The sequence below is a fragment of the Cutibacterium sp. 37298 genome (assembly GCF_023838685.1).
Classification (GTDB): Bacteria; Actinomycetota; Actinomycetes; order Propionibacteriales; family Propionibacteriaceae; genus Cutibacterium; species Cutibacterium acnes.
Genome location: NZ_JAJNRJ010000001.1, coordinates 533082 through 550890 on the forward strand (window position 1 = coordinate 533082; position 17809 = coordinate 550890).

The 17809-nt window shown below is 62.3% G+C and carries 16 protein-coding genes and 1 riboswitch; of the genes, 11 read left to right on the forward strand and 5 right to left on the reverse strand.

Annotated features, from left to right (window positions below):
• Positions 1–29: 29 nt before the first annotated feature.
• Both LRP59_RS02515 and LRP59_RS02520 read right to left on the reverse strand, forming a co-directional pair.
• On the reverse strand, positions 30–1274 hold the full coding sequence (locus LRP59_RS02515; RefSeq protein ID WP_002512819.1) for an ABC transporter substrate-binding protein: 1245 nt from the start codon (positions 1272–1274) through the stop codon (positions 30–32).
• A 56-nt stretch (positions 1275–1330) separates the two neighbouring features.
• Positions 1331–2443 (reverse strand): ABC transporter substrate-binding protein, encoded by a 1113-nt coding sequence (locus LRP59_RS02520; RefSeq protein ID WP_002520987.1) that lies wholly within the window; start codon positions 2441–2443, stop codon positions 1331–1333.
• Between LRP59_RS02520 and LRP59_RS02525 the strand changes: the two genes are divergently transcribed.
• Positions 2442–2636, forward strand: a complete 195-nt coding sequence (locus LRP59_RS02525; RefSeq protein ID WP_002520988.1) for a hypothetical protein — start codon at positions 2442–2444, stop codon at positions 2634–2636. The two genes, LRP59_RS02520 and LRP59_RS02525, sit on opposite strands and share 2 nt — an antisense overlap.
• Before the next feature lie 246 nt (positions 2637–2882).
• Here LRP59_RS02525 and LRP59_RS02530 read toward each other — a convergent pair whose 3' ends face one another.
• Positions 2883–3656 carry a hypothetical protein gene (locus LRP59_RS02530; protein WP_002512821.1) on the reverse strand — a complete coding sequence of 258 codons (774 nt, stop codon included), beginning with the start codon at positions 3654–3656 and terminating at the stop codon, positions 2883–2885.
• 39 nt (positions 3657–3695) lie between these two features.
• Complete coding sequence (locus tag LRP59_RS02535) at positions 3696–5480, reverse strand: oleate hydratase (protein ID WP_002530836.1); 1785 nt, start codon at positions 5478–5480, stop codon at positions 3696–3698.
• 173 nt (positions 5481–5653) lie between these two features.
• A riboswitch (TPP riboswitch) is annotated at positions 5654–5748 on the forward strand.
• Here LRP59_RS02535 and LRP59_RS02540 point away from each other — a divergent pair.
• The 3 genes from LRP59_RS02540 (at position 5731) to LRP59_RS02550 (ending at position 8324) form a co-directional block, all read left to right on the forward strand.
• Complete coding sequence (locus tag LRP59_RS02540) at positions 5731–7308, forward strand: bifunctional hydroxymethylpyrimidine kinase/phosphomethylpyrimidine kinase (protein ID WP_032496468.1); 1578 nt, start codon at positions 5731–5733, stop codon at positions 7306–7308. Its footprint overlaps the riboswitch before it by 18 nt.
• 123 nt (positions 7309–7431) lie before the next feature.
• A complete protein-coding gene (locus LRP59_RS02545; RefSeq protein ID WP_011183603.1) occupies positions 7432–7662 on the forward strand; it encodes a hypothetical protein in 231 nt (76 codons plus the stop codon).
• 8 nt (positions 7663–7670) lie between these two features.
• The gene (locus LRP59_RS02550) at positions 7671–8324 is read left to right on the forward strand and encodes a thiamine phosphate synthase (protein ID WP_002512825.1); all 654 of its coding nucleotides are present in this window, start codon (positions 7671–7673) and stop codon (positions 8322–8324) included.
• A gap of 257 nt (positions 8325–8581) precedes the next feature.
• Here the strand turns inward: LRP59_RS02550 and LRP59_RS02555 are convergent, their stop codons facing one another.
• Positions 8582–9541 (reverse strand): endonuclease domain-containing protein, encoded by a 960-nt coding sequence (locus LRP59_RS02555; RefSeq protein WP_002512826.1) that lies wholly within the window; start codon positions 9539–9541, stop codon positions 8582–8584.
• A 369-nt stretch (positions 9542–9910) separates the two neighbouring features.
• Between LRP59_RS02555 and LRP59_RS02560 the strand changes: the two genes are divergently transcribed.
• Genes LRP59_RS02560 through LRP59_RS02590 form a run of 7 tightly spaced genes read left to right on the forward strand, consistent with a single transcriptional unit; the run spans position 9911 to position 17806 of the window.
• Positions 9911–10102, forward strand: a complete 192-nt coding sequence (locus LRP59_RS02560) for a hypothetical protein (RefSeq protein WP_002520991.1) — start codon at positions 9911–9913, stop codon at positions 10100–10102.
• Positions 10099–10188, forward strand: a complete 90-nt coding sequence (locus LRP59_RS02565; protein WP_002524221.1) for a potassium-transporting ATPase subunit F — start codon at positions 10099–10101, stop codon at positions 10186–10188. Before LRP59_RS02560 ends, LRP59_RS02565 begins: the two co-directional genes overlap by 4 nt.
• Positions 10188–11858 (forward strand): potassium-transporting ATPase subunit KdpA, encoded by a 1671-nt coding sequence (gene kdpA, locus LRP59_RS02570; protein WP_002512829.1) that lies wholly within the window; start codon positions 10188–10190, stop codon positions 11856–11858. Before LRP59_RS02565 ends, kdpA begins: the two co-directional genes overlap by 1 nt.
• A gap of 2 nt (positions 11859–11860) precedes the next feature.
• A complete protein-coding gene (gene kdpB, locus LRP59_RS02575) occupies positions 11861–13975 on the forward strand; it encodes a potassium-transporting ATPase subunit KdpB (protein ID WP_002512830.1) in 2115 nt (704 codons plus the stop codon).
• A 12-nt stretch (positions 13976–13987) separates the two neighbouring features.
• On the forward strand, positions 13988–14593 hold the full coding sequence (kdpC, locus tag LRP59_RS02580) for a potassium-transporting ATPase subunit KdpC (RefSeq protein WP_002512831.1): 606 nt from the start codon (positions 13988–13990) through the stop codon (positions 14591–14593).
• A 40-nt stretch (positions 14594–14633) separates the two neighbouring features.
• The gene (locus LRP59_RS02585) at positions 14634–17126 is read left to right on the forward strand and encodes an ATP-binding protein (protein WP_002512832.1); all 2493 of its coding nucleotides are present in this window, start codon (positions 14634–14636) and stop codon (positions 17124–17126) included.
• Positions 17123–17806 carry a response regulator gene (locus LRP59_RS02590; protein ID WP_002512833.1) on the forward strand — a complete coding sequence of 228 codons (684 nt, stop codon included), beginning with the start codon at positions 17123–17125 and terminating at the stop codon, positions 17804–17806. Before LRP59_RS02585 ends, LRP59_RS02590 begins: the two co-directional genes overlap by 4 nt.
• Positions 17807–17809: the final 3 nt, after the last annotated feature.

Below are 17809 nucleotides of genomic sequence, written 5' to 3' on the forward strand. Positions count from 1 at the left end.
ACGGCACTGCATCATGTACCGAGGTGCAGTCACTTCGCGGTGGCCTTGCGGTAGAAGTGGAACTGGTGATCGCGGTCCAGCTCGGGGTGCAGGATCGCCGTCAGGTTCGCCAGGACGAGGTCGGGACGTACGACTCCGGTCTGCCAGTAGTCGTTGCCGTGCTTCGGGTCGGCTCGCGGGGTGGCGTCCCACATATTGCCGTTGTCGAGGGCCTTGAGCGACTTCAGACGTGGGTCGGCCTTGAGGATCTGCGGGATGGACGACTTCTCCGGCCCGTCGATCCAGAAGTCGGCGTCGTGGGCCTGCTTGATGACGGCCTCGGTGTCCAGCTTCCTCGAGGCCACCCCGTGGAGGTCCTTGAACACGTACTCACCACCGGCGTCACGCAGGAACTGGATGGCGTAGTTCTCGTTGGGTTTGATGTACCAGACGCCCTTGTACTGTGATCCGTGGAGCACGGTCGGTCGTGTCTTGACCTTGGCGGTGCGTTTCGCGGTCGCGTGGTACTTCTCGGCGATCTCGTCATACTTCTGGTTCGCAGTCTTCTCGGCATTGACGAACAACGAGTCGTACTTGATCCACTCGGCACGTCCCAGCGGGGTGCTCTCGAGGAAGTTCGGCTCGGCAACGACCGGGATGCCCATCTCCTTGATCTTGTCGATCTTGCTGGTGTTGTCGCTGCCGCTGACGAGGTTGAAGATGAACAGGTCCGGGCGCAATGCCGCCAATTTCTCGGTGTTGATCTCGGTGGCGTTGTCGCCTGCCGCGAAACTGGCGACCTTGTGGTCCTTGAGGGCCTGACGGGTGTCCGGATTCCCGACTCTGTCGACGTTGACCATGCCAGCCACGGAGTCCAGCTTTCCCAACATCTGAAACTTCATTGGCAGGGTCGTCGAGCCCAACGCCACCTTGGTGGTGGGAATGGTGATCCGCTGCGCCTTGGCGAGCTCACCGTCCAGATGCGGGTCGGGGGCACCACACTGCACCAGGACGTACTGCACCGGTTTCGTCGCGGTGTTCGACGGGTGCTTGAGCGTCACGACCTTGTACGACTTGTGGTACGACACGGTGATGTCGCGAGCGTCGCCGAAGGTGGCCTTGTCGCCGAAGTAATCCTTCGAGGGGTCGAAGTCCTTGATGCAGCCCTGCCGGGAGGACCCGCTGGACGACGTGTTCGCCGAGGAACCCGACTGCTCGGAGTGTGAGCACCCGGTGAGGGTGGCGACGCACATGGTGGTGGCGGCCAGACCCGCCACCAGACGATTGATGGACATGTTTGCTCCAGAAAATGGTGAAGGGAGGGTGTGCGGCGAGCAACGCCGTCGAGGGATCAGCTGAGCTTGGTGTAGTAGTACGGGGTGTACCCCTTCATGAGGTCTGGGTGGAAGATGTAGGTGAGGTCAGCCAGTACGACGTCGGGCTGGACGATCCCGGACTGCCAGAAGTCGTTTCCGGTGTCTGGGGCAGTGCGTTTGCTGGGGTTCCAGACGTTGCCATGCTGAAAGGCCGACAGGTTCGCGTAGCGCGGGTTCTGCTTGAGGGCGTCATCCTTGCCGTGCCACGTCGTCATGGACATGTAGTTGCCGTTGAGCCAGAAGTCGGCCTTGGAACCGTACTTGAAGACGACCTCGGCGTCGGTTGGGGTGGCTCCGTTGCCCTTGACGGCCTGGGCCATGACGTCGGAAGCTCCGGCGTCGGTCATGAACTTGATCATGTAGGAGTCGGCCCCCGGGACGTACCACTGCCCCTTGGTCTCCTGACCGACGAGCACGCTGGGTTTGTCGGCAGCGTTCTTGGCCTTCTTCGCCACCTCGGCGTAACGCTCGGCGATGCTGTCGAAACTCTTCGTGGCGGCGCCCTCCTTGTTGAGAAGGATGCCGTAGGCCTTCATCCACTCGGCCCGAGCCAGCGGGGTGGACTCGAGGTAGTCGAGGTCTTGCAGCACCGGGATGCCGGCGGACTGCACCTGCTTGAACTCTCCCACCTCTGAGCTGGCAGCCAGCACGGCGTCGGGTTTGAGGGAGATGATCTTCTCTGTGTCGATCTGCATCCTGCTCGATCCGTAGCTTGGTATGTGGCGGGCCTCAAGGGCCTTACGTGCCGGTCCGCGATAGATCTGCTCGATCTGGTTGACGCCGACGATAGAGTCCAGGGCCCCCAAGGTGTGGAAGACCGGAATCTGGGTGGTGGAGGAGGCGACGACCCGTTTGACCGGGACGTCGATGATCGGGGCCTTGGCGAGGTCACCAGTGAGTGCCGGCTTGGGGGCACCGCACTGCAGCAGCACGAAGGTCTGTGCCGGCCTGTCCTGCTCACCGAGGGTGAGAACCTTGTAGGACTTGTGGTAGCTGACGTGGACGTTCCTGGCCCCGGTGAAGGTGGCCTTGTCGCCGAAGTAATCCTTGTCCTTGTCGAACTCCCCAGACTTGATGCACCCCGACATGTTGGCACCGGTACCGACTGACGGGGTGGCTGTCGAGGTGTTCAGTGAGGTGGTTCTGTTGCTCGAACCCGAGCAGCCCGTCAGGGCCAGGGCGGGTGCGACGAAGAGGGTAATGAGGGCCGAGATCCTCCTCGGCATCGTTCTCGGAGTACTCACGCGGTTCTCCCTGCGGTCATGCCGCAGGTTTCGCTGAGGCGCACATAGTGTGCCCGGCAGACTCCTACGGCGAGAGTTAACAACTGCCACTCCTCAGAGAGTCGACCGGACTGAGCCTTGCAGGCATTACCGTTGCGCGACAGTGTCGGATTTGCACCGACTTCGCCCACTGCGGAGTGCCCCAAACCGAATCCGACTCGAGGCAATCGCACACTAACACCATGCATATGGGGTTCGTCGCGGGGGATGGAAAATGCTGCAGGTAGTTCCAGGTAGCGAATCGTCAGGAGCGCAGGTGCCCGATGACTGCCCACGGTCGTTCCGGATTGACCAGGGCGTGCAACTGCTCAAGATTGGTTTTGGCACAGGCCATGACGACGCATGTGGCCGGGCCGCCGGAGCGGGTTAGGTCGACGTCGGTGGGTTGGAATGCGACGCGCAGTCCCGCAGTGGAGGCCAGCTGTTTGGCCTCCCAGGCCACCCCATGAGACCCGACCGGGACGCAGTCGTGCACCTTCCCCGAAGCCATTAGTGCCTTAACCTCCGTGACGCCCACAATCTCGCGCCGACCAAGGGCGACGTCGTCGTTAGGGGCCGAGATCGGAGCGCCGACACACACCAAGACGTCTCCGTCTAGGGACTTCGGCACATCCTCGTGGTGCATGACGCCGATAATCGTCACCCCGACGCCGGTTTGGGTGGTGGCGACGTTGTCCTCCGTCGATCCGGTAACCGCATCTGGGTCGATCCCGGCGTCGAGCGCACAGCGTCGGAATTCGGCAATCATGGGCTGAGCAGATGCACTGTCCTGGCACAGTGTGTCGACGAGGACAAGCGGACGCGCACCGGCGCACAGCACCTCCAGCAGCGGCACTCGCGCTCCCAAGTGGGCGCACCACACCGGGTCGGCCGGATAGGAATCGTCGGGACGCGGCCCGATGCCGCCGATCGTGTCACAGGCGATGACCAGACGGGAGGCCGGGATATCGGCCAGCAGTAGGTCGCGTAGTCGGGTGATGGACAAGCACCGGGAGGGAACGCGGTTCGGGGCGGTCATGGTGTTATTCAACCGCCCCGAAACCGCATCGTCAGGACGTCACGGCAGGATGTCCTCGTAGTAGGTGTTCTTCAACAGCTTCGACAACAGCCAACTACCGGGTAGGCGACCATTGTTGAGGGTTTTGGCGGAGGCTAGCAGGGAGCGGATGTCGTACTGGGTTGGCCAGATCGGCGGGATGTCACGGTCAAGGTCGAGCAGGCCGTAGACGGCCATCATTGCGGTGCGTGCCGAACCCTCGGTGGTGAAGACGCAGTCATCGGGGGTTTCGACGAACTGGCCTAGGCAAGCCAGATTGACGCAGCCGTCCGGGATGACCTCCGGGCGATCACCCTTGCCACGGGGCATGAAGAAGGCTGTGATCCACGGCATCGTCGCGATTCGCACCTTGGTGTGGGCCTTGACCTCCTCGAACTGGTCGAGCAGTCCGAAGTGGTAGCAGTACTCTTTGAGCAGCTCCTCGCCGGTGCATTCCAGCATTGTCTTGTTGACGACGTCGCCCTTCTCGAACGGGTACAGCCCGTAGGCCCATGCCACGCCCCAGTCTTCAGGCTGGCCGTGGAACTGTGGCTGGCGATTCATCGTCAGCGAGATGCACCACGACGAGTCCTCGGCGGTGATGATGCCGCCGGTGACGGTGCGCCCGGACAACGGATCGTTGCCGGTCAGCTCCTTGATCTTCTTGAGGAACGGGTGATCACGACCGATGAAGTTGAAGCTGATTGATTGCCACACCGTCTTGTCAGCGTCGCCGCAGAAGACATCGGGACGTCCGAACGCGGGGGAGCGGCGAACCAGGTTGCGCCACAGCTCCCAGCCGGCCTGCATGTCTTTGTGGTAAGGGGCGGGGGTGTCCATGTCGCCGTATCCGGTGCACTCGGTAAGTGAACCGTTGGTCACGAACACCAGGTCCTTGGCGGACATGTCGATGCGATGCTCGCCACCCTCCTTATCGCGCCACAGGATGCCGCGGGCGATCTTGCGGTGGGCGGTGATCTCTAGGTCGACGTCGTAGACGAGGGTGTCGTATTGGAAGTTCACGCCCTTTTCGGTGAGCCACTTCACCAACGGGACGACGAAAGAGTCGTGCTGGTTGTAGCGGCTGAATCGCAGACAGGACAGATTCGAGAAACCGGGAAGATACTGCAGGAAGCGGTGCATGTACCGTTTGAGCTCCGTGAGGGACTGCCACTGCTCGAAGGCGAACATCGTCTTCCACAGCAGGTAGAAGGTGGATTGCAGGAAGTCCTCGTCGAACCAGTCCTCGATCGACTTGTAGTAGGTGTCCGACTCCTTGGCCAGCAAGAGCCTCATGATGTCGAGCTGGCCCTTCTTGTTGAGCCCCATCTTTGAGGCGTCGCGCTTGTGACCGCAACTGTTGATGATACGACACGGGTTGATGTTGGGGTCGTTCTCGTTCACGATCCGGAATTCGTCCAGAACGCTGTAGGGCTCGGGCATCTCCAAGGCTGGGATGTCTTTCATGATGTCCCAGAAACACTCGAAGTGTTGTCCCATCTCACGACCACCGCGAGCGATGAAGCCTTTCTCCGTATCCCCTGCTCCGTCGAACGCGCCGCCGGGTTCTGACATTTCCTCGAGGATGGTGATGTTCTCCCCAGGCATCTGGGCGTCTCGAATCAAGTAGGCAGCAGCAAGAAGCGAGGCGATGCCAGAGCCGACGAGGTATGCCTTGCGTTCAGCGACGTCATCGGGCGGAACAGGATGGTTCTGGGTGTAGCGGCCTAGGTCGTTCTGCACGAAAGGGTTGCCATCCGGACTCACCGGGTAGCTGTGTTGATAAATGTCTTGGAAGTTCGTCATGACGTGCTCCTCATACGACTTCGTCGGAAGTTCTCCGATGAACTTCCGACCAGTTCCCACGATAGCGCTATAACCGCTTAATGGACCCCTGTCAATGACTTTTGTAGGAATTTTACGGGTGTTCGGTCAGTTTTCAGCGGCGGAGCGCACGTCGTGGTGGGGTGGCATACTGGCCCATGGACACGGGGTGCGCCTCGGTGGCGCTGAGATCACACCCGTGGAACCTGATCTAGTTCGTACTGGCGAAGGGATGTCCGAGATGACCATTAGTGATGCGCTTGCCGAGCGGGGAACAATTCCCCGCGTCCTGTCAATTGCGGGTACCGATCCGTCCGGGGGAGCTGGCACCGCAGCCGACACCAAATCGATCATCGCGGCAGGTGGATATGCGATGGCTGTCGTCACCTCCTTGGTGGCCCAGAACACCGAAGGGGTGCGCGCCATCCACACCCCGCCGACCGACTTCCTGGTCCAGCAACTGGCCGCTGTCAGCGATGACGTGAGAATCGACGCCGTCAAAACCGGGATGCTCGGCACCGCTGAGATCGTTGACGCGGTTGCGACCTTCCTCGACGAGCATCGACCGCTGGTAGTCGTCGTCGATCCGGTAATGGTCGCCACCAGCGGGGACCGCCTCCTTGCCCCCGACGCAGAGGCTGCCATGCGCGAGTTTTGTCGCCGCGCGACCGTCATCACCCCGAATATTCCGGAGCTCGCGGTGCTGTGCCAGAGCGAGCCGGCGACGACCCCGGAGCAGGCCGTGGAGCAGGCTCGTCGGTGGGCGGCTGAGACGGGAGCGGCCGTCGTCGTCAAGACCGGGCATTTGAATTCGCAGCGGGTCGACAATATGTGGGTGACGACGGAAGGAGCAATGCACGTCGCCCCGGCGGCGCGGGTGGAGACGACCAACACCCACGGTACCGGGTGCTCACTGTCCTCAGCCTTGGCGACCCGGTTGGGTGCCGGTGACACCCCGGGGGATGCCCTGGCGTGGGTCACCGACTGGCTGCACGAGGCGATTCAGTACGGGTCGGCGCTGAACGTCGGTAAGGGTCACGGCCCGGTGGACCACTCCCATCGAGCACGTCGGCTGGCCGAGGACGCTTCAGCAGTGGCGTGGTTCGCGCCCATCGACCCATTGGAATCTCCACAAGGGTTGGTTGTATCGGCTGAGCCTGCACCGGACGCGGTGGTTGCTCCAGCCGGGCCATGGACGACGGCCCTGTGGCAAGCAAGTGGGGACATCGCGCGTCGCATTGAGGACTCGGATTTTGTTGCCGTTCTCGTCGACGGCACCTTGTCGAAGCCGGCCTTCGAGTTCTACCTGGGGCAAGATGCTCAGTACCTCACCTACTATTCACGAGCTTTGGCATCCTTGGCGGCTCGTGCTGTCGACCCGGAGGAGTCAGTGTGGTGGGCGCAGTCCTCTCAGGCGTGTCTTGTGGAGGAGGCAGAACTGCACCGCTCTTGGCTAGGGGATCACATCGACGTGGTTGCCGGGCCGGTGACCTTGGCCTACACGGACTTCCTGCTGGCCCGGGCATTGGGTGACGACTACGTCGTCGGTACGGCAGCGGTACTGCCTTGTTTCTGGCTTTATGCACACTTGGGTGCCAAGGTTCCGCACGTTCCCGACGACCACCCTTACGCCTCATGGTTGCAGACCTATGGGGATCCCGAGTTCGTCGAGGGGGCGTCACACACCATCGGTCTGGTGGAGAAAGCCTTCCAGAACGCCTCCGCCGTCACCAGGGCTCGCGCTGCCCACGCCTACCTGACGGCCTGCCGTCACGAATTGGAGTTCTTCGACCAAGCTTTGCGGGTCTGACCAGCTCGTCAGCACAAAGATTCACATGACCATACTTGTGTCTGTTGCGCGCCGGGCCTCGGCTGGAACGTCGATGCCCTCTGAGGGACGCGCTGCCCTGCGGGCGGGTGTCGTCGGGCCCCGATGGTCCATTGCCCTACCGCCACCGTTGCCGCGCGGCCCGAAGGAACCCCGTGGGTGCTCGACTCGACGACTATCGGGCTAGCCCCGGTACGTACCCGGATGGCTCGGGAATTCCTTGATGCTGGGCCTGACGTGGCCGGGGAGGTTGCAGCAGCGCGTGCTGGCGGACCCGGAAGTTTTCGGGTGCAGCTGCGTGACGCCCTTGACAAGGCGGCGAGAACCGCAAAATAGGAGATGAGATGACTTTAGACCTGCGGTGCTATTTGGTGACGTCGGGGATTGATCGGCACACCATCGAGACTGCGGCAGCGGCCGCTGGGGCGGGTGCCGGGATGGTGCAGGTACGGGCCAAGGAATTGTCCACTCGTGATCTGCTCAGCCTGGTTTTGCAGGTCGGCGAGGCGGTTCGTCGAGCGAACCCCGCGACGCGGGTGGTCGTGGATGACCGCGCCGATGTTGCCTGGGCGGCCATACGGGCGCGGGGGAACGTCCACGGGGTGCACGTCGGATTGACGGATTTGCCGGTGCGTGATGCGCGGGCGATGCTGGGCCCCGACGCGATCGTCGGTTACACCACGGGGACCTTGGACCTCGTGAGATCGGCCGAACCGTTCGCTGATGCGCTCGACTATGTGGGTGCCGGACCCTTCCGACCCACCCCGACCAAGGAATCGGGCCGCTTCCCGCTCGGCGTTCAGGGGTATCCGGCCTTAGTAGGGGCGAGCAGTCTGCCGGTTGTCGCTATCGGTGACGTCCAGGTGGCCGATGTCCCTGTTTTGGCGGCCACCGGTGTGGCCGGTGTCGCGATGGTGCGGACCATCATGGCCTCCGATGACCCTGCTGCAGTGGTGCGGCAGGTTGTGCAGTCTTTCGATGAGGTTCGGGTTAGCTGATGCTCTGAGGAGGTTTGGTGGGCTGACGTTGTTTCCCCCGTTGGCGTAGGCCATTGAGGTTGCGGTCCCGTCTTCCTCCGCGGGGCTGTGACTTTATCCCGTGTTGACGCTTCTACTCTGTTCACCTCAGCTCCGTGTGGTGATACGGGTCGTGATCGTCGGGGATGCCTGGTGGGGTTGCAGACCGTGGGTTCGTAACCCTGATTTCCACAACCGGACACAATCACCTGCCGTCTAGCTAGAGAAGTCAGCAAGGTTTACGCCGGTACGGCGCTATTCATGATCTGGCGCAGGACCTGGTTGGTGAGCGTGGTCTTGGGGCGGTGGCGTTTGTGCAAGTGATTGATGATCCAGTCCAGCACGAACTTCGGATCGCGCCGCAGCATCGTCGGGGTGGTGTGCAGGATCCTCCACCCGGCCTGCTCCAGATGGGCCGAACGCACCATCATCGCCTCGTACCCTTCCGGGGTACCGTGGACCGAGCGGCCTTCCATTTCCACGCCCAGCATCTCAGCCTGGAACGCTTGATCCAGGACATAGCGATAATTCCCCTCACCAACCCACACTTGGTGGTTCGGCTTGTGACCAGTGATCCCGGTTGCCCGTAGGATTCGTGCTAATTCCAGCTCCGGGATCGACCAAGGATTTAGGTCGATGTCGGCTAGCGCACGGTCGACTTCGGCCTTCGAATACCGGCCGGTGAGGGCTTTACGGACCGCCCGGCATGAGGCCGGGGTCACTAGGCGTTGGCGCAGAGCCTGGCACACCCAGTCCCACTGTCCCTGGATTGCCAGGATGATCACCGATACCTCCGGGATCGCGACTCGTATTCCTTCTTCTTCGATGGTGAAATGGTGGGGCACGTGCCAGCGATGCACCCAGATACGGGGTCGCCTCAGACGGCGAGTGGGCGAGAACGCCTCGATGGCCTGGATGCCGGTGTAGTCCCAGCGGCGCTGAGTGACCGGATTCTTCAATCCGAGCAACACCAAGGCGGCCATGCCGACCAGCGTCGCACCGCGGTGCCATAATTTCAGTGCTTGAATCATCGTAGTGACGCGGCGGGCAGCGCCGGTGGTGGCCACCACTCCCGGCAGGATGCGTACCGTATCGCCCCGGGTGACGGACCGGTCAGCCTGGCCTCGCAATGGGCTGTCACGGACAATGCGCGCCACCCCGCCGTTGCTACGCAGCTCCAGTTCGAAATTTTCCCTCATGTCGACAGTTATCGGTACAGGCCCGTAGATGTGCCACGTTTTTTGAACCTGTGGACAACCCGGCCCAGGTCAGCCGTACTGGCTGTGGATAAGTCGTCGTCCACCCGCATCCCAACCACGTGAGATGGCATCACGGGCAGCTACCACCCCAATCACCACACTCAGGTTGGAGGAGGTGAAGGGACATCGTGGTGACGGGTCCATGGCGGGAAGAGGGTGATGTGGCGAGGAGGGTCGTAATGATGATGAGGCCAAGGAGGGGATGGTACGTGGAACCTGTGTGATGGGGGTCGCCGGGGTAACTAGCGCTCCCAGAACCGTTTGGAACTGGGAGTGTTAGGAAAACGTCAGGATCTCGCACACCCCCATATGGGATCCGTAGGGAAGCGCGACAACGGCCGGGTCGCGCGGTTTCGATGGGTGGTGGTGCCACAACCGGCACCCCGGAAACCCCGGGTCGTTGTCAAGGAGCCTGTCATGCTCGACGTCATCTGGCTGCTCGGTGTCATCGCCTTGTTCATCCTGCTCGCCCTGTGCGTGAAGGGGGTCGATGCGCTATGACCATCCTTAATCTGGTGGCCGCCATCCTCGGTATCGCCGCCGTTGTGTATCTCGTGATTGCCCTTATCCGCCCGGAGCGTTTCTAATGACGTGGATCTGTTTCCTGGCGGGTCTGGCTCTGCTCGCCATCGCGCTCGGTATCGCCCAACATCACCTGGGTACCTACATGGCCCGTGTCTTCACCTCTGACAAGGACACGAGGGTCGAGACCTGGTGCTACCGCGTCATGGGGGTCAATCCCCGTGCTGGTCAGACGTGGAAGTCTTATGCTCGCGCAGTGCTGGCTTTCAGTTTCTGCGGAGTCGTCCTCCTCTACGCTCTGCAACGTCTCCAGCCGTGGCTGCCATGGTCCCTGGGGAAGGGATCAGTCAATCCGGCGGTCTCCTTCAACACCGCGATCTCTTTCGTCACGAACACCAATTGGCAGGCCTACTCACCGGAGGCGACCCTCGGGCACTTCGTCCAGCTCGCTGGCCTGTGTGTGCAGAATTTCGTCTCCGCCGCTACCGGCATCGCGATCGCGGTTGCGCTGATTCGCGGATTCGTTGGCCGTGGTGAGCACACCATCGGGAACTTCTGGGTGGATATCACCCGCTGCACGTTGCGCATCCTGATGCCGATTGCCGCCGTAGCGGCTTTCCTGCTCATCGTTGGTGGCGCGGTCCAGAATTTCACCGGGTTCCTGCACGTGACCGGTGTAGCTGGCGGAAACCAGGTCATCCCGGGAGGCCCCGTCGCCTCTCAGGAGGCCATCAAGGAGCTTGGCACTAACGGTGGTGGTTTCTTTAACGGTAACTCGTCTCACCCCTTCGAGAATCCGCAACCGTGGACGAACATGCTCGAGATCTTCCTCATCCTGCTCATCCCGTTCTCACTGCCTCGCACCTTCGGGAAGATGGTGGAAGATGTGCGGCAGGGCAGGGCGATACTCGCTGCGATGGTCGTCCTGTTCACCGTCAACCTATTTGCCATGGCCGCTGCCGAATTTTCTGGCCACGGCACTGCCGCACGCCTCGCGGGAGCCGCGATGGAGGGCAAGGAGCAGCGTTTCGGATTGGCTCAGTCGGTCCTCTTCGCTAACTCGACGACGATGACCTCCACCGGCGCAGTCGACTCGATGCACGACTCCTTCACCGCCATTGGAGGGATGTTCACCCTGCTCAACATGATGCTCGGCGAGATTAGCCCTGGCGGTGTGGGGAGCGGTCTTTATGGCATGCTTGTTATCGCCGTCATCGCGGTCTTCATCGCCGGCTTGCTGGTCGGTCGTACGCCGGAATACCTTGGCAAGAAGATTGGCCCGCGCGAGATGAAACTGTCGGCCTTGTACATCCTCGTCATGCCGACCCTGGTGCTATGCGGCGTGGCCTTGAGCCTGGCTGTCCCGGGCCTACGCAGTAGTGTCAATACCTCGATCTCCAACCCGGGCGAGCACGGGCTGTCCGAGCTGGTATACGCCTTCACCTCAGCCGCCAACAACAATGGTTCGGCCTTCGCTGGTTTGGACGCCTCGACGAACTGGCTGTGTGCCGCCCTTGGTGTGGCCATGCTCCTCGGGCGCTTCGTACCGATCATCCTCATCCTTGCCCTGTCGGGTGCCTTGGTCGAACGTGAACCAGTGCCCGTCACCGCCGGCACCCTTCCCACGCACAATGCGTTGTTCACCACCCTGATCGTGTTCACCGCGATCCTCGTTACAGCGCTTGTCTTCTTTCCGGTCCTCACGCTCGGACCGCTGGCCGAAGGACTGATCTGATCATGACCGTTATCCCCTCGAATTCGCGTTCCCGCGGTCTCACCGGGGCTCAGGTGCGTCAGGCCCTGCCCGGAGCCATTCGTAAGCTCGATCCGCGTTCTCAGTGGCGCAACCCGGTTATGTTTTTGGTGTGGATTGGCGCAGTCCTGACAACCATCATCGCTGGCCTGGAACTGCTCACTGGTGTCACCGACGGCGGTGTTTCCGTCGGTTTTTCCACGGCCATTGCGGTGTGGCTGTGGCTGACCGTCATCTTCGCCAACCTTGCCGAGTCGATCGCCGAGGGACGCGGCAAGGCCCAGGCCGAGACATTGCGCAAGACCCGCACCGCCACGAGCGCAATTCGCGTCGACGGGTGGGACGAGCGGAACGATCCGTCCGCCGAGCACACCACGACAACCGAGGTCGTCTCCTCGGAGCTCAGGTATGGCGACGTCGTCGTCGTGGCGGCGGGCCAGACGATCCCTGGTGACGGCGACATCGTCTGGGGCATCGCTTCGGTCGACGAGTCGGCCATCACCGGTGAGTCAGCCCCCGTGGTACGGGAGTCCGGCGGCGACCGTTCTGCCGTCACCGGTGGTACGACAGTGCTTTCGGACCGCATCGTCGTCAAAATCACCTCGAAGCCCGGGCAGAGTTTCGTCGACCGCATGATCGCCCTGGTTGAGGGGTCCGGACGTCAGAAGACCCCCAACGAGATTGCCCTCAATATTTTGCTGGCGAGCCTCTCGATTGTTTTTGTCCTCGTCACCCTGACCCTCAACCCGATTGCGTCCCTGGCCGCCAGGCCGGTGAGCGTCACGGTATTGGTGGCGCTGCTGGTTTGCCTCGTCCCGACGACGATCGGTGCTCTGCTGTCGGCCATCGGCATCGCGGGTATGGACCGCCTGGTGCAGCACAACGTGTTGGCAATGTCTGGACGCGCGGTGGAGGCCGCCGGCGACGTTACGACTCTTCTGCTCGACAAGACTGGCACCATCACCTACGGAAACCGTCGTGCCAGCGAATTCATACCGATGTCGGATGTGAGCGACGAAGAGATTCGCGACGCGGCCGCCCGGTCTTCGCTGGCCGACCCGACTCCCGAGGGCACCTCCATCGTCGACCTGGCCCGCGAGCAGGGCTTCGTCCCCGATGCCTGCGGCGAACAGGGGAAGGTCGTCCCCTTTACCGCGCAGACCAGAATGTCGGGCATCGACCTTCCCGATGGCACCAAAATCCGTAAGGGTGCCGGATCTGCTGTGCGCGCCTGGCTGACGGAGTCCCACATCAATATGGACATCGACACACGGGTCCACATGGATCGCCGGGTCGACTCGGTGTCCCAGTCTGGCGGTACCCCGCTCGTCGTGGCGGTACGCACCCCCGACCACTCGGGCAAGGTGCTCGGCGTCGTTTATCTCAAGGACATCGTCAAAGAGGGTCTGACCGACCGGTTTGCTGAGCTGCGTCGAATGGGTATCCGCACCGTCATGGTGACCGGAGACAACCCGCTGACCGCAGCCGCCATTGCCAAGGAGGCCGGCGTGGATGATTTCCTCGCCGAGGCCACCCCGGAGGACAAGCTCGCCTACATCCGCAAGGAGCAGGAGGGTGGCCGGATGGTCGCGATGACCGGTGACGGCACCAACGATGCCCCGGCTCTGGCCCAGGCGGACGTCGGCGTCGCGATGAACACCGGCACCTCGGCTGCCAAGGAAGCCGGCAACATGGTGGACCTTGACTCCGACCCGACGAAGCTCATCAGCATTGTCGGAATCGGCAAGCAACTACTCATCACGCGCGGTGCCCTGACGACCTTCTCGATCGCCAACGATATTGCCAAGTATTTTGCGATCATCCCAGCGATCTTCATGGCGACCTACCCGGGTCTGTCGGCCCTCAACATTATGGGTTTGCATTCCCCGGCGTCAGCGGTGCTCTCGGCGATCATCTTTAACGCTATCATCATCGTTATTTTGGTTCCGCTGGCCCTCAAAGGCGTGGCATACAAGCCCGCCGGAGCGTCGAAAATCCTCGCACGGAACCTGCGCATCTACGGGTTGGGCGGTGTTGTTGCGCCGTTCATCGGCATCTGGCTTATCGACCTGATTATCCGTCTCATTCCCGGCTTCTGATCGGAGTTCATCATGATCATCTCCTCTAGGACTCGCACCGCCCTCGTCGGGTTGCGCTCGATGCTGCTGTTTACTGTCATTGTCGGCGTCGTGTACACCGGCCTCATGACTGGGCTGGGTCAGTTGGTGCTCTATCACCAAGCCAACGGCTCGCAGCTGACGGTCAACGGCAAGGTGGTCGGCTCGACCCTCATCGGCCAGTCCTTCACCGACAAGGGTGGAAGGCCGTTGCCGAAGTACTTCCAGCCGCGTCCCTCGGCTGCCGGTGACGACGGTTACGATGCCAGGTCCTCGGGCGGTTCCAACATGGGCCCGGAAAACCCGGACCTGGCGAAGGCCATCAAGGAGCGTCGCAGCCAGGTGGCGGCCTTCAACCACGTCGATGCTGACCGGGTACCCGCTGATGCTGTGACGGCGTCGTCGTCGGGTCTGGACCCACATATCAGCCCCGAATACGCCGACATCCAGATCGCTCGGGTGGCGAAGGCTCGTCATCTCGACAAGGCCGTCGTACGGCGGATCGTTGACGATAACACCACGGGACGCCAACTCGGGTTCCTTGGCGAGACTAAGGTCAACGTCGTGACGCTCAATGCCGAACTGGATCGCCAGCACTGACGGTGCTGACGGTCGGGTAATCATGGCTTAGGAGGACGCGGTGGCTGTTCGGGGAAGGTCGCGGGTGCTGCTGGGCGCGGCACCGGGCGTCGGCAAGACCTACGCCATGCTTGACGAGGGCAAGCACCTGCGCGCCGGGGGGTCTGATGTCGTTATCGCCGTTGTTGAGACTCACGGCCGGGCAGCTACTGCGGCGATGACTGAGGGGATGGAGGTCGTCCCGCGGCACTATGTCGAATGCCGCGGCATTGAGCTGCCGGAGATGGATCTTGACGAGGTGCTGGCCCGGCACCCTGACGTCGCCCTCGTCGACGAACTTGCCCACACCAACGCCCCCGGGTCCCGTAATGAGAAGCGTTGGCAGGACGTTGAGGAGCTTCTGGAGGCCGGGATCGACGTCATTTCGACGGTCAACATCCAGCACATCGAGTCCCTCAACGACGTTGTTGAGCAAATCACTGGGGTACCACAGCGCGAGACTGTCCCAGACACCGTGCTGCGCAGGGCCAGCCAGGTGGAGGTCGTCGACCTCGCCCCGCAGGCCCTGCGCGACCGGTTGTCGAGCGGCAAGGTGTATCCGGCCGAGCGGATCGACGCGGCCTTGTCAAACTACTTCCGGCTCGGCAATCTCACCGCCCTGCGTGAGTTGGCCTTGTTGTGGGTGGCCGACGAGGTCGATCACGCGCTGGCCGACTACCGTAGCGAGCACGGCATCGACTCCCGTTGGGAAGCCCGTGAACGGGTAGTCGTCGCCCTGACAGGGGGTCGGGAGGGCGAAACCCTGCTGCGACGCGGTGCCCGGATCGCGGTTCGAGCCGGTGGCGGAGACTTGCTGGCGGTGCACGTCACCACTGAGGACGGGCTGCGCTCCCCGCATCCGGGGGAACTAGCCCGGCAACGAGGGTTGGTGGACAAGCTAGGAGGATCCTTCCACCAGCTCGTTGGCGATGACATCCCCGACACTCTCATCGAGTTCGCGAAGTCGGTCAACGCCACCCAGCTCGTCATCGGGGCTAGTCGGCGTGGCAAACTCTCGCGGCTGTTGACCGGACACGACGTCGAGGCAGACATCATCCGGGCTTCCGGTGCTATCGACGTTCACATCGTCAGTCATGACGCCCAGGCGAAGGCGCTGCGTTTGCCGCGAATGGGTGGGTCATTGTCGACGCGGCGTCGGATCGCAGGTTTCGCTGTGCTGGCGGTGTTCGGGCCACTCTTGACGTGGCTGTTGGTGTCGTTGCGTAGCCCGGAGGCGCTGACGACCGATGTGCTGGCTTACGAGTTGCTGGCCGTCGTGGTGGCCTTGGTAGGTGGGGCATTCCCGTCGCTCATTGCGGCTCTGGCCTCGGGTTTTGCCCTGGACTACTTTTTCACTAAACCCTTCTACACCGTCACCGTCAACGAACCGTTACACCTGGTGGCACTGTTGCTGTACCTGCTCACCGCGGCCCTGGTGAGTGTTGTTGTCGATCGCGCTGCCCGTAAGACCCGGGTGGCCCGACGCGCCGCCGCTGAGTCGGGACTGTTGCAGTCGGTGGCCGGTTTGGTGCTGCGCGGCGAGGACGCCGTTGAGTCGTTGTTGTCCAGAGCAACTGAGGCTTTCGGGCTATCTGGGGCGCGATTGATGACCGACGGAAAGGTTGTGGCAAATTGGGGTATAACAAGTGATCAAGTCACGGAGCACCGCATCGACGACCATACCGTGGTGGAATTCCACGGCCCGGACCCGGCCGCCTCGGAGCGTCGGCTGATGTCGGTCATCGCCGCCCAGTTGGGGACAGCCTTGGAGCAGCGTCAGCTGGAGGAGACGGCGAAGGCGGTGGAGCCGTTAGCGGCCACCGACCGGGTGCGCACGGCGTTGTTGTCAGCGGTCGGTCACGACCTGCGTCGCCCGCTGGCGGCTGCCACCGCCGCTGTGTCTGGGCTGCGCAGCGAGTGGTCGAAGCTTTCTGACCAGGATCGTGCCGATTTGTTGGAAACCGCTGATGAAGCGTTGTCGCAGTTGGCGAATTTGGTCACCGACCTTCTCGACGTCTCCCGGTTGCAGTCGGGGGTGCTGGGGGTCTCGGTGATGCCGGTAGACCCGGCTGAGGTCATCATGCCGGCGCTGGACGAGTTGTCCCTGGGGCCGGCCGACGTCGAGATCGACTTGGGTTCTGACGTTCCCGAGATGGTCGCCGACCCAGCCTTGCTGCAGCGAGTTGTCGTCAACCTGTTGTCGAATGCGCTGCGTTACGAGCCGGCGGGCAGCCGGGTGCGGTTGGCGGAGAGTAGCTTCGCCAACCAGGTGGAGATTCGAGTCATCGATCACGGCCCGGGGATTCCAGAGGACCGTCGCGGCGATGTGATGGTGCCTTTCCAGCGGCTGGGTGATACGGATTCCAGCGTTGGGCTGGGGCTTGGGCTGGCGCTGTCGAAGGGATTTGTCGAGGGAATGGACGGCACCCTGGCCTTGGAGGACACTCCTGGCGGGGGACTGACGATGGTGATCAGCTTGCCCCGGGTAGGGGCTGAGGAGGCAAGTGTGCAATGAGAATTCTTATCGCTGATGACGACCCGCAATTTTTGCGAGCCTTGCGGATCACCTTGGGCGCCAGGGGATACGAGGTCTTGTTGGCGCGTGATGGGCAGCACGCCTTGGAGATGGCCATCGATCACAAGCCGGACATCATTTTGCTGGATCTCGGGATGCCGCGTCTGGACGGGGTAAAGGTCATTGAGGCGGTGCGCGGCTGGTCGTCGGCGCCGATCCTGGTGATCTCGGGACGATCCGGGTCGGCCGAGAAGGTGGAAGCTCTTGACGCTGGGGCTGACGACTACGTCACCAAACCATTCTCGATGGATGAGCTGCTTGCCCGTATCCGCGTTTTGACAAGGCGTATTGGCCAGGACGAGGTAGATGAGGAACCAATCGTCGCTTTCGGGTCGGTGTGGGTAGATCTGGCTGCGCACACCGTGACCCGTGACGGGGCCAATGTCAGGCTCACGCCGACCGAGTGGCGGGTGCTGGAGCTGCTCATCCGTAATGAGGGTCGGCTGGTGACTCGTCAGACCATGCTGAGTCAGGTCTGGGGCTCCGAGCACGTCACCGACACCGGCTACCTGAGGCTCTACATTTCCCAGTTGCGCAAGAAGCTGGAGCCCGAGCCGAGTAGGCCGCGGTATCTCATCACTGATGCCGGAATGGGGTACCGGTTGGTGCTTGACCCCTGATAT